This window comes from Rathayibacter sp. AC182 (assembly GCF_979253875.1).
On the sequence record NZ_CEEDEK010000006.1, the window covers coordinates 169,489 to 181,169 of the forward strand.

Below are 11,681 nucleotides of genomic sequence, written 5' to 3' on the forward strand. Positions count from 1 at the left end.
GATAATCTACCTTATGTCAGTAATGGCGCCGTAGCCTCGGCGGGCGACCGTACATCACCGTTCCCTGATCGACGGTTCAGGCGTCCCGATAGTCGCCCCATCCCCGGGCATTTCATCGGGCGGGTCATACGGGACACGAACGCCAGCGTCGGCACGCGAGGCGTTCCGCTCGCCGATGTGGAGCGGACGACGATCCCCTTACGGGACGACCACCGGAGGGCGATTCTCTTGCGGGACGGCCACCGGAGGGCGATTGACTTGCGAGGAAGGATGCGGCTGCGCCAGCGGAGGCATCTGCACGAGGGCAGTGCCGACCGCGACGACGGAGACGCCGTTGCCGATGAGCCAGATGATCCCGAATCGGCGGAGCGTGGGGAGGTCGCCCCACCCTTAGAGGGGCTTAGTTAGACCCTCTAGTGACTGGGTAGGCTGTGCGCGGCTCGATCGGTGATCCCTGTCAACTGATCGTCTGGCGTTTGGTTGCAAGCTCGTCAGACGTCGGCGAGGGGTGCACCGACCCGAACGATGCACCCTCGCCGCACTGGCGGAGCTTGTCGGTGTCGCGCGTTCCCCTGGCTCACACATGACCGCTCCGTCAGTACCGGATTGTATTCAGAGCGCCGCCGGCGACTCGGTCCCTTGACGAACACCGCGTTGAGCGGCTTGTGCCTCACGACCCCAGTGACGGTGCCCCAGTCCTGGGGTTCCGTTCACTCGGCGGGAGGCGGTGGGTTGGTGCAGCGTTCGGACAGGTCGGAGTAGACGAGTCCGTCGGGGAGGTCGGCGCGGAACGCTTGCTGGGTGGCGTCGTCGTTGAGGACGGACCAGTGGACATCGTCCTGCACCTCGGGCTCGAACTTGTCCCACTCGAACCAGTTGATCATCCGGATGTTCGGGAACCGCGTCGCGGTGTCGTTCGAGAGGACCTGCCGCCACCAGGCCTGCTTGATCGCGAGTTCGCCCGCCGGGTCGCCCCGCGGGACGACGAGCGCCGCGGTCTCCGGGATCGCGACCGGCTTTCCGTGCTCGACTCCGTAGGTCTGGTAGAAGTCCGGCGCGGCTGTCTCGTCGCCCGCTGCACCGTTGTAGGTGCCGGTCAGCTGCGCGGCGAACTTGCCGGCCTCGGGCAGCTCGTTCTCGCCCCACGGATGCGCGGAGCCCCAGTGGTAGAGCGACATTCCCACCCAGTCGACCGCGTCATCGCCCGGATAGTAGGGCGCGTAGGGGTCGTCCTCGATGGTGAGGACTCCGTCGCCGGTCGTGTCCAGCAGAGCGAAGTCCGCCGAGCCGGGCTGCGCGGCGAAGGCGCCGCCAGCGAAGGGGTAACCCTCGGCACTGTTCGGCGCCCACATCATCGCGGTACCGGGAGCGCCCGAGTGAACGGCGTCGGCGACGCGGCGGAACGTCTCGATGTAGGCGGCGGGCTGCTGCCCCACGCGTACCAGGAGCCGTTCATCTCGTGCGCGAACCGCACAATCACCGGCACGCCCTGCTCGTTCACCGACGCGGCGAGCTGCGCGATGTCCGTCGCGACGTCATCGTTGACAGCGGCGAGCCCCTCGATCGTCTCGAGGGTGAGCAGGAGCGTTCCGCCGTTCACCTCGCAGCCGCTCCGTCGCGGCGTAAACCTCCTCGCGCTCCCCGTCCGTCAGCGGCAGGTCCGCGAAGGCCACCGCGACGGAAGGGCGCTCGCCCAGAGCGGTGCTGTACTCCTTCAACGACTCCACCCCCAGTCCAGATTCACGCCGAACAGAGCGCCCTCCGCGGGCACGATGTCGGCCGCGGGACGGACGATGCACATCGCGACCTCCTGCGGCGGATGTCGAGCAGCCGGCGAGAGCGGAGGCGGCAGCTGCAGGCGCGAGCAGGGAGAGCGGGCGTCGTCCGGGCATGCCTCACGGTAACCGAGCAGCGAGCTCGGGACGGAAGCGTAGATCACACCGAAGCAGCGTCCGAACACGAACCCCCTACCGAACGCCCGCTGGGCCATCCCCTATCGGACACCCGTTGGGGCACGCCCGAACGGGACCTTCGCCGGATGGGCCGCTCGTAGACTTCCCGCATGCCACAGATGGATGCGTTGCAGCTGGCCGCCGGTGTACACGGAGAAGAAGTGGGACGCGAGCAATTGGCGTCAGTTTGGCCGCGAGACGGGCATGACCGACATCCTCTCTCGACACCCTCGGCTCTATCGTTCGCAAGACTGGGGAGACGACGATTACCCGGACGCGGCGCTCGAAGTGCTCGGGCAGGTTCTCGCGGAGGCGGGTGTCGAGTCTCCCGGCGAGAAGGGGCGCATGGACCTACTGGCCGACTCGATGCCGGACCTTCCAGCTTGGATCGCGGCCAATGCGCCCGCCCGAACCAAGCGGTTGTTCCAGGAGTACCTTGCTGCTCGCGATGTCTCCGAAATTCCGGAGCAGTGGCGCCCGAACCCCAGCAGCAGCGAAACCGCACCGACCACTGAAGCAATCTCGGACCTTGCCGCTCCAGAGCCGGCCCCATGGGAGTCCGCGCCTGTGAGCCAGGACCCCGATCCGTTCGAGTGGCAGCCTGCTGCCGCCGCCGTCTTCCGGACCGACAGAGCCAGCTTCTGGGCGGTTGCGCCGACCGCGACATCTCTACCGACAGCCGCAGCCGCGCCCGCTACTAGCAGCGGGACTCGCGACTCGCCGTCTGGCGCCGGACGATCGCTGTTCATCGTCCACGGTCACGACGAGGCAGCACTGAACTCCGTTCGTGTGTACGTCCACCGCCAGGCCGACATGATGCCGGTATCGCTCGCGGAGGAGCCCGGGCGAGGGCGGACCATCATCGAGAAGTTCGAAGATTACGGCGACGACGCGTCCTACGTGATCGTCCTCCTCACTCCGGATGACGTCGGCCAGACCGTCGCGGCGCGTCAGGCGGGAGACGAACCGTCAAAGCGCGCTCGACAGAACGTTGTGCTTGAGCTCGGCTACTTCATCGGCAAGCTCGGCCGCGAGAACGTCGTCGTCCTCGACGCATCGGTGGAACGCCCGTCTGACCTGAACGGGCTGAGCTACATCTCCTTACCCGGGGCTGAACTGGAAGGACGAACCTACGCACCGAGCTCGTCGCAGCAGGGATCATCAACTAGCGCGATGATGGCCGCGCTCCTGCGGCCAGCTCATAGCCCCGCCGCGGACCGAAAGACGCCCGAAGACCCATCCCTTTACGGGACGCCCGCCGTCCATAACCCGTGGACATGCGGCCATTGAGGAGACGACTGCCCGCCGGGCGCTCGCGCCCTCTCTTGGCAACCCTCCTCTGTTGAGTCCTGGGTTGTTCAGTATGGAGAGCATGCAGCAGCTGACATACGCGTCTCGATGTCTTCTCACCCCGGACACGGTGAGTCACGCGCTGTTCGATCTGGTGACCGCGCTTCATCCCGGGCAGCGGCCGGAGGCGGTGTCGATCCCCGTCCTGACCGAAGACGGCCGCTTACTGGAAGCGCGACTACTCCTGCACTCAGGCACTGAGCTCGTCTCGATCACGGCCGCAGACACGCCTCACATCGAGGATGAGGGTGCTCTGACCGTGGCGTCCGCCGCCGCCGTGACCGAGGTCCGCCGCCGAATCGCGGCCGCCGGGGTCCCGGTGGAGCGTCCGGTGATCGAGGACGACCCGACTTCCTTCACCTTTGAGGAGCGCTATGAGTGGGCGTGACCACGAGCACAACGAAGCCCCGTCGACGACAGGGTCACTGACTGAGGTGACCACGCGGTCCAACGTCGTCCACCAGGCGGCCGGGTTCGTCAGCTTCATCCTCAAGACTCCCGTCGACACCGCACTGACACTCCTCCTCGACGAGGCTCGCGCCACGGGCGTCGATGTCGCCGTACTGGCGCAGGACGTCATTACCAGACGACGCCCCGTCCCCACTCCGAGAGACAGCACCCCCTCCCCGCCGGCCGGGTGACAGGTCACGAGAAGGATCGTCCCACTCCATGGGCCGATCACGCCCAGAACACCACCCGGCGACCAATGGATAGCCGAACCTCCACCTCGATCTGCGCACAACTGTCCTGAGGCGGGGAGCGCTGAACCTGTGCCGCCTGGTCACCGCCGGCAGCCGGCCCCGGCGGGGCTGTGTGGTGCACTCGCGCCGGAGGCGGCCGGCGGTCCCTGGCCAACCGGGGCGAATGGCGGGGTCCGCGGCAGGCGGAGCGCGACAAGCGGTTCACGCTGCAGAATCAGCCTAGAGCGGCCCCGCGTCGGAGGGTGGCTTCCGTCGGCGATGTCACAATGACGCCTCGACCACTCCTCGTCCTTGCTTCACTCGAGGGGCGCTGATCATGCGCGGCACGGCCCGACTCGCTACCCCGAGAGACCCGGCAGGAGGGGTCTACCGGGATTGAGCAGTGAAGATGCACCCGGTATCTTTTAACGCGTCCGGAGAGTGCGGGCGTCGACGTCGTTCGGCGGCTCTCTCGGGCAGCGCCCCAGCCTGCTCGAACCCCGATCCTTCGTTCCGCGACCGATCGCCCCGTCGGTCGCCTATCCCAGTGATCCGTCCTCTTCCCACCGATCGCGACCCGCGTACGGCTTCACGCTCCGTCCGCGCCCGCGCATCATCGCTTCGCAGCTGTGCGCGGATGTTCCCAGCCCGGCTCCTACGCCGGGTCTTCCCTGACGCGGCTCGAGCCGCGTCACCTGCACAGAACGGCGGCACGCGCAATGGGCGCTCTCCTCTACGGCACTCCAGCAACCTCCCACGAGATCGAGGACCGCGCGCTCGCGCATCTGCAGATCGTGATCATCAACAAGTTCCGCCGCGACGAAGCATTCGCCTTCCGCATCGACGCTTCAAGCGCGCACGGCACCGGTCGACGCACACTCTGGCTCCACCCCAGCATCCCCGTCCAATTCACCTTCCGCGGCAGCCGAACGCCCGCCGTCAACCCGGCGTGGGTGCGCGCGCTCATGGAAGAAGCGAATAGCGGACGAGGCCTCGCCTCCTCCCCGAGCCCGGGTACCGGCACGAGTCCGAGGACCACGCACTCACCGCGTGACACCGGTCCCGTCTCCACAAGAACACCACTCCGACACCTGCGCAGGAGAGCGGCGCAGCTCGCGCAGCTCGCGCAGCACGATCGCCCCACAACACGGCGGCACGGGTGGAGTTCGCGCCGACCGTGTCCTCATCTCATCCAACCGCTCGGAGAAGTCCGGCCAGCGCATCGAGATCGGCGCAGCTGTGCGGATGCCCAGGTCGTTGGCGGTTCCTGCTGAAGCGGCGACTACTCTCCAGCAGCTGAGCGCCGAGCGGCGTCCGCCTGGTGGCGATACAGCGACGCGCGACTCCACCCCGACAAGGCGAGCAGCCGCCTCGGCAGTGCGACCGCGCGCTCGCGCATCCGCGGCGATCGCGAGCTTGTCCGCGACCACTACAGGATCTGAGAGGGGTCGGCCGAAGCGCGTTCCATTCGCACGTGCAGCGGCGATGCCAGCGTTGACGCGTTCGACGATGAGCTCCGCTCGTACTCGGCAAGCGTGGCGAGCATGTTCAGCATCAGCCGACCGGTCGACGTGGACGGGTCGATGCCGTCGGAGATCGACCGGACCTGCACGCCACGCTCGCGCAGCAGCGGTTCACCGTGTTGAGGACATCGATGAGGGATCGGCCGAGCTGGTCGACTCGCCAGACGACGACGGTGTCCCCGTCTTCGGCGTGCTCGAGGAGCTTCTTCATCCCGCGCCGCCGATCGCGGTCTTGCTGCCGGACGTGACGTCCGCGAACACATCACGCTTTTGCACGCCGGCGGCGACGAGCGCACGACTGCAACTGCGCATCCTGACTTGACGTACTCACACGCGTATATCCGAGGCCTCACGATCCACATTTTGACTCGGAAAGCCCCTCCAACCACCCTGTTGAGACGAAATACGGCGAGACACGTTATCGAGACGGTGAGACCTCCGCTGTTCTGCCCAAGGCCAAGCACCCGAGACAACCGCGAAGGCCATGTCTCAGAAAGCTAATACTTTTCGAGCTTGGTAGGCGGCGATAGACAGCTCCCGTACGAGCACTGCTGCCGGCAAGCTCGCTATCTGCGAGGTGGTCACCTGAGGAGTGGCCGGGAGACTTTGCCATTTCTGGAATACAACGGCCGCGGTGGTGGTTGACTACATGTGCAGGTGCCCGCCCGACAGGTAAGCGAGGGCCCCTGCCCGCAACTCCGTTCGAGATGCGGTTAGTGATCGGAAGGACCGATCCGTGAGAAAAGGAGAAAAGTGATGGAAATTCAGATTGGAGGTGAATCTCGATGACGACGACCAGCCAGTTCTGGACCGATCTGGGCATGCAAGCCCCGGCAGGTCCACTGGAGGAGCCGATGCGCTTCCGCATTGAGACCGACCTCCGCAAGGAGATCGACCGGATCGAAGCGTTCGCGAGAGGCGCGGGATACCGCGACGTCTCGCGATCGGACATCATCCGCGTCGCCCTGCACAGTTTTGTCGAGGGGTTCCGCGAAAGCGTGCCCGAAGTTGCGAACGTCTTCCTCCCGGAAGAGCGTCCCTCGGCGACAGGGCCCGAGCCGGAGAGGGATCTACGCACCTCGCGCAGCTCTCCCCAGCCTCAACCCCACCCCCAAGGGGGACCCAATGAACACCACCACCACCAGTCCGAACGAGGACGACGACAAGAGGAAGGACAGCACTCCCGCCGGCGGGAATCCGTCAGACCAGGACACTCCGGCGAACACCATCGAACCGATCCGCGACGCGCAGAAGAAGTCGGCCCTTGGGGGCTACCTCTTCGGCCAACTGCTCCGCGGCGCGGCCAGTGGCGCCACAAGTGGCACCGCGAAGGAATGGTGGAACAACCTCCTCAACGGAGGTTGATGAGGATGCCGGCAAGGGCGCTGCACTGCGCAGCGCCCGCCGGCCCTCCGCGCCCGCCGGCCCTCCGCGCCCGCCGGCCTCCGCGCTCGACGCGCTCGACGCGCCTGTCGGCTTTGTTCCGACCCTCGGCCCCCTCCGCTGTCCCACCCGGTGGGTTCTGACAGAACCAAGCCCACGCCTCATCGAGCGGCGTCCACAGGTAGCGATGGCGAACACGCGACCGGTACCACGCGGACCGCTGGACGAATGCACGCTCCGTCGATGCAAAGTCGCCCCACAGCCAGCCTCCGCCATAAGGACCCATCCCGTAGGGAAGATCTCCCCAACCACCTCTGGTCGCGAAGGTGATCAGTTGGTGCGTCCGGCCCTCCACGGGCAAAGACGAGCGCCCCGACCGCCTCACCACCCGTGTTCTCGTAGATCTCGTCCTGAGCCTTGATTGCCCGAAGTCCAGTCGGCTTGAAGTACGCCTCATGAAGGTCGTAGACCGCGTGCAGGCCGAAGTGTGCATCGATGGCGGCCGCATCCATGTCGTCACCCTCGCAGGCCCCCTTCACACGCTGAGACGCGATCTCCAGTGCGCGAAGACCGAGTGCAAACACCTTGCTCACGTCGTCCATGTACCCATCTTCGCACCTAATCAGCGAAAGTAGTTGACTAGATGGTGGCCGATCACTACCGTGCTTCTTCGACGGTACTTAGTTCGAAGAAGGAGTCATCATGATCGTTGTCAACTTGCGGGGGAAGTCATACCGAGATGTCCTGACCGGCGAGCGCGACATGGATGACGCGACACTCGGCTGGTGGGCCGGCGTTACCGATGAGGCTGCCGCACGCTACGGCGACGTGATTGTCGGAGTCTTCAAGGAGCAGGTCGTCTCGGCTTACGACACCTCCGGCTTTGAACGAGACGACGAGGGTCGCGTCTTCTTCGACGGCAACGTCTCGGTCGAGTTCGCTGTCCTGATCGGCAGACCAAATCCCGCTAAACCGTGGGTGCGCGGTCAAGCCCGACCCATTCAGTACCTCGACACCGCGATCGTCCGCGAAGGCGATGCCACTGTCGTGCGGGAGGGCCGTCATCTACGAGCAGTCGTCGCCGGCTACGTGCTGACGGTCGACTCGGACGGCCTCGCAACCGTCGAGCCTCCCGCCGGTGGGGTCGTCACGGTCACCGCCGCGGGATCGAACGGTCGCCTTCTGGATCTGCCACTGCAGTGAGCACCGCTGGCCGCGCGAGCTGACCAGCATGTCGCCTGATTGCGCCTCTGAGTGTCGATCGCCTTGAATGAGACGGAAGTCGGTCGTGAACTGACTCACCGAGGGGCCGGCCACGTGGGCCAAGAGGGCGACGATCCGACGACCGAAGGGTTGTTCGGTCACCGCCGCGTGTCAGTGGACTGGCACATAGTGTGTTCTCGTGCCTTCCGATCCTCTCGCTGCTCTCAACTTCGATCCGGCGACAGCTCGGAAGGCGCGAGGTGCGTTCTTCACGCCGAACGGGATCACGCAGCACCTCGCGGAGTGGGCAATCCGCGGCGCGGGTGATCGCGTGCTGGAGCCGAGCACTGGAGAGGCCGCCTTCCTCCAAGCCGCCGTCAGCCGCTTGAAGGCGCTGGGTCTCGGAACGCCGCGAGTCGATGGCGTCGAGATCCACGCGCCCAGCGCACACGCTGCGCGATCGATCGTGGCCGCCGCCGGCGGTCACGCACAGATCCGGGTAAGCGACTTCTTCCTCGTGGAAGCGGCTGCGAGCTACGACGCGATCATCGGGAACCCTCCGTTCATCCGCTACCAGGAGTGGACCGGTGAGCAGCGCGACCGCGCCCGCTTTGCCGCACTCCAGCAGGGCGTCGCGCTGACGGGACTCGCGTCGAGCTGGGCGGCGTTCGTTGCCCACTCGGCCGGCTTCCTCAAGCCCGGAGGTCGTCTGGGCCTGGTCCTGCCCGCAGAGCTGTTGAGCGTCAACTACGCAGGGCCAATCCGGCGCTTCCTGCTGGAAAACTTCGCGAGCGTCGAACTCGTCGTCTTCGACGAGCAGGTCTTCCCGGACGCAGAAGCGGACACAGTGCTCGTCAAAGCCGACGGTTGGAAGCAGCAGCCTGCCGGTCGCGCGATGCTTCGACAGACGCGCAACGCGCAGTCCCTGAGCACCCTCGACGTCGGCACCTCCTGGGCGCCACTAGACACGACCGCCCGCTGGACTCCGATGGCCCTCTCCCCCTCGACCGCCAGCGTGGTCGAGCACCTCGCAGCAGCAGGCCTGTTCGTCCCTCTCTCCGAGTATGGGGACACCACCCTCGGCGCGGTCACAGGTGGGAACAGATTCTTCGCTCTCCCCCTCAGCGCGTGCGCGAGCTCGGCATCCCTCGCCGGGACCTACTGCGAATCAGCCCTCCAGGAAGCGCTCACCTGCGCGGCCTCGCGCTGACCGACCGCGCAATGTCCACGCTGAGCAAGGCCGGCGAGCCGACCTGGCTGCTCTACCCCAGCAGCACCCCGGCGCCCGCAACGCTGCAGTACATCGCTTTCGGGCACGCGACCGGCGTCGACGAGGCGTACAAGTGCCGGGTCCGCAAGCCGTGGTGGAAGGTCCCCGTCCTCAAGGCACCGGACCTCCTCCTCACCTACATGAACGCAGACACCGCCCGGCTGACGACGAACAGCGCCGGAGCTCGCCACCTCAACAGCGTGCACGGCGTCTACCTCACCGAGGCGTACCGGGATCTCGCGCGCGACGTCCTTCCGGTCGCGTCCCTGAACACGATGACACTGCTGTCCGCCGAGCTGGTCGGTCGCTCCCACGGAGGCGGCATCCTGAAAATCGAACCGCGCGAAGCAGACCGATGGCTGATGCCCGCGCCCGCGCTCCTCGAGCAGCACCGTCACGCTCTCACCGCCGCGAAGGGTCCGGTGATGCGCCGGATCCGGAACCGGGACCTTCTTGGCGCCGTCGCCCTCATCGACCAGATCCTTTTCGGAGACACGCTTGCGATGAACGAGCTGGCAGCGCTGCGGGCCGATCATGCTGCACTCACCAGCCGGCGGACCGTTCGCGGTCGCAGCGGCGGCCGTGCTCAGGAGCCCACCGATGGCTAAGCCCGACTCGTTCAGCCCCTACGACGACATCCTCGCCGCAGCCCCTCTCACCGACCCCTGGCTGCATGCGCGCGGTGAAGGCACCCGCTACGGCCCGGACTACCCGCTGTTCGAAGCCCTGCTCAGCATCCCGATCGCGGCGGGCATGAGCTGGACCAGCGGAGCGCTCGCGAACGCCGTCGACTCGTGGCTCGCATACGAACTGCGTCGCGCCGGCTTCGGCGCCGACGAGGTGTGGCCCCGAGCCACGCGCCCCGGATCCTCCCCCGCGACGTGGCCGTACTGCTCGACAAGCTCCCCAAGCCGATCGCGGACGACCTCCGACTTCGACTCCAAGCCATGCCGGCAGTCGCGCCCACCGACGCGAAGATCCTCGGCCGGGCCTACGAAAAGCAGGTGGACGTCGCGATCGCCCGATGGGACCGCGGCCCCGAACTCCTCCTGAGCACCAAGACTCAGCTCTCCTCATTCGGGAAAAACCTCAGCAACCGGTTCGAGGAAGCGTATGGAGACGCCGGCAACCTCCGCAGCCGCTACCCCCTAGCGGCCGTCGGGTTCTTTTTCGTCCAGCGGGCGAGCATCCTCACCGAAGAGCCCGACGCATTTGAGAAGACCGTCGACATGATGCGCAAGCTCCGCGACCTCGGCGGCGCCAACGGCTACACCGCTACCGGTCTCGCCCTCGTCAACTGGACTCCTGACGATCCCACAGTCAGGGTGGAGCTCGACCGCGTCCCGGAGGATGTCCAACCGGAACAGTTCATGCTCAAAATGATCCAGCAGGTCCTCGCCGCAACCTCCGTGTCACAGCACGTCGATGTTCGCAGCAAAATCGAACGGCGTTACATCCCCGTCGTCGAAGAAGATGAACTAACCAAAGAGTTCTGATCCGATGGAACAACCACGCAAATGACTCGAAAGAGGAAAAAGGGCTCGCGGCGACCAGGACCAGCGGTTCCTCCCGGACATGTCCCCGTCGCTGGCCCGCTAAGCCGAATGAAGCCTCTTTTCACGTTGCTTGAAGAAGTGATTCAAGCAGCCGATCGCGACGTCGGAATGTTCGGCCCAATTTCTCCGGGCGAAGAACTATTTGATTTTGTGATGATGAACCGAGGAGCTAACATCCTCAAAGCCATTAGTATTCTTACGGAGAACGGCCACTGGGAGATGGCCGCGGCACCTAATCGGCAACTGTTCGAGCTGCTGCTCAATATCGAAGAAATTAATCGTCAGGCCGATCGAAGCAAGGCCATCGAAAAGTACCGTAGGTTCGGCGCGCTCCAATTCGCTCGCGGCCGCCGCGAGGAACTCGCATACAACAAGGAAACCGGGCGAACGGTCGACGCGGACGAGGTAATGAAGCTAGACGCAATACTTGAATCGGAGCTCTTCGAAGCCTTTAAGGCAAAAACGCGCGAAGACGGAAGCGTGCAGTGGGTAGGGCACTGGAATCGGACGAATGCGAAAGAAATGGCCAACGCCTCCGGACAGGAAATCCGCGCCTCACAGTACCGCCTACTGTTTAGCCGTTGGTCTGAGGAGGCACACAGCTCTCCCGGAGCATTATTTGCAGCAATGAACCGGACCGTGGAGGAAGGCTGGATAGCCAGAATAATTGCGAGACGACGATGTGGCGCACGGCGGAGATTGTGGGCATGGCGATTCCACTTTTCCTCGACGTGCGACGACTCCTCCCCAGAGCTCCGGCTCTC

The 11,681-nt window shown here is 65.6% G+C and carries 12 protein-coding genes and 2 pseudogenes; 9 read left to right on the forward strand and 5 right to left on the reverse strand.

Going from position 1 to position 11,681, the window contains the following annotated elements; translation table 11 throughout:
• Window positions 1–710: 710 nt before the first annotated feature.
• From AC0CII_RS25665 to AC0CII_RS25675, 3 genes are all read right to left on the reverse strand, one after another.
• Window positions 711–1,436 (reverse strand): glycoside hydrolase family 26 protein, encoded by a 726-nt coding sequence (locus AC0CII_RS25665; protein WP_465231312.1) that lies wholly within the window; start codon window positions 1,434–1,436, stop codon window positions 711–713.
• On the reverse strand, window positions 1,352–1,600 hold the full coding sequence (locus AC0CII_RS25670; RefSeq protein WP_465231313.1) for a glycosyl hydrolase: 249 nt from the start codon (window positions 1,598–1,600) through the stop codon (window positions 1,352–1,354). Before AC0CII_RS25670 ends, AC0CII_RS25665 begins: the two co-directional genes overlap by 85 nt.
• A 114-nt stretch (window positions 1,601–1,714) precedes the next feature.
• The gene (locus AC0CII_RS25675) at window positions 1,715–1,939 is read right to left on the reverse strand and encodes a hypothetical protein (RefSeq protein WP_465231314.1); all 225 of its coding nucleotides are present in this window, start codon (window positions 1,937–1,939) and stop codon (window positions 1,715–1,717) included.
• Between the two features lie 157 nt (window positions 1,940–2,096).
• Between AC0CII_RS25675 and AC0CII_RS25680 the strand changes: the two genes are divergently transcribed.
• From AC0CII_RS25680 to AC0CII_RS25695, 4 genes are all read left to right on the forward strand, one after another.
• Window positions 2,097–3,242, forward strand: a complete 1,146-nt coding sequence (locus AC0CII_RS25680) for a TIR domain-containing protein (RefSeq protein ID WP_465231315.1) — start codon at window positions 2,097–2,099, stop codon at window positions 3,240–3,242.
• Between the two features lie 82 nt (window positions 3,243–3,324).
• Window positions 3,325–3,690 (forward strand): hypothetical protein, encoded by a 366-nt coding sequence (locus AC0CII_RS25685; RefSeq protein WP_465228301.1) that lies wholly within the window; start codon window positions 3,325–3,327, stop codon window positions 3,688–3,690.
• Between the two features lie 46 nt (window positions 3,691–3,736).
• Entirely contained in the window at window positions 3,737–3,943 is a 207-nt protein-coding gene (locus tag AC0CII_RS25690; RefSeq protein ID WP_465231316.1) for a hypothetical protein, read from the forward strand.
• A gap of 758 nt (window positions 3,944–4,701) precedes the next feature.
• Window positions 4,702–5,256 carry a DUF7882 family protein gene (locus tag AC0CII_RS25695; protein WP_465231317.1) on the forward strand — a complete coding sequence of 185 codons (555 nt, stop codon included), beginning with the start codon at window positions 4,702–4,704 and terminating at the stop codon, window positions 5,254–5,256.
• Window positions 5,257–5,264: 8 nt separating this feature from the next.
• On the opposite strand, the pseudogene AC0CII_RS25700 reads toward AC0CII_RS25695, so the two are convergent.
• Window positions 5,265–5,836 (reverse strand): annotated as a pseudogene (locus AC0CII_RS25700) (recombinase family protein).
• A gap of 794 nt (window positions 5,837–6,630) precedes the next feature.
• Here AC0CII_RS25700 and AC0CII_RS25705 point away from each other — a divergent pair.
• On the forward strand, window positions 6,631–6,870 hold the full coding sequence (locus AC0CII_RS25705) for a hypothetical protein (protein WP_465228296.1): 240 nt from the start codon (window positions 6,631–6,633) through the stop codon (window positions 6,868–6,870).
• A gap of 179 nt (window positions 6,871–7,049) precedes the next feature.
• Here the strand turns inward: AC0CII_RS25705 and AC0CII_RS25710 are convergent, their stop codons facing one another.
• A complete protein-coding gene (locus AC0CII_RS25710; RefSeq protein WP_465231318.1) occupies window positions 7,050–7,490 on the reverse strand; it encodes a hypothetical protein in 441 nt (146 codons plus the stop codon).
• A 100-nt stretch (window positions 7,491–7,590) separates the two neighbouring features.
• On the opposite strand from AC0CII_RS25710, the gene AC0CII_RS25715 reads away from it, so the two are divergent.
• From AC0CII_RS25715 to AC0CII_RS25730, 4 genes and pseudogenes are all read left to right on the forward strand, one after another.
• A complete protein-coding gene (locus AC0CII_RS25715; protein WP_465231319.1) occupies window positions 7,591–8,091 on the forward strand; it encodes a hypothetical protein in 501 nt (166 codons plus the stop codon).
• Between the two features lie 199 nt (window positions 8,092–8,290).
• Window positions 8,291–9,969 (forward strand): annotated as a pseudogene (locus AC0CII_RS25720) (HsdM family class I SAM-dependent methyltransferase).
• 234 nt (window positions 9,970–10,203) lie between these two features.
• Window positions 10,204–10,857 carry a hypothetical protein gene (locus AC0CII_RS25725; protein WP_465231320.1) on the forward strand — a complete coding sequence of 218 codons (654 nt, stop codon included), beginning with the start codon at window positions 10,204–10,206 and terminating at the stop codon, window positions 10,855–10,857.
• Window positions 10,858–10,965: 108 nt separating this feature from the next.
• The coding region (locus AC0CII_RS25730; RefSeq protein WP_465231321.1) for a DUF5677 domain-containing protein at window positions 10,966–11,681 on the forward strand (716 nt) is incomplete at its 3' end.

Coding starts and splice junctions, on each gene's coding strand:
- AC0CII_RS25695 (WP_465231317.1), top strand. CDS start 4,702: ATGGGCGCTCTCCTCTACGGCACTCCAGCAACCTCCCACGAGATCGAG.
- AC0CII_RS25685 (WP_465228301.1), top strand. CDS start 3,325: ATGCAGCAGCTGACATACGCGTCTCGATGTCTTCTCACCCCGGACACG.
- AC0CII_RS25710 (WP_465231318.1), bottom strand. CDS start 7,490: ATGGACGACGTGAGCAAGGTGTTTGCACTCGGTCTTCGCGCACTGGAG.
- AC0CII_RS25715 (WP_465231319.1), top strand. CDS start 7,591: ATGATCGTTGTCAACTTGCGGGGGAAGTCATACCGAGATGTCCTGACC.
- AC0CII_RS25705 (WP_465228296.1), top strand. CDS start 6,631: ATGAACACCACCACCACCAGTCCGAACGAGGACGACGACAAGAGGAAG.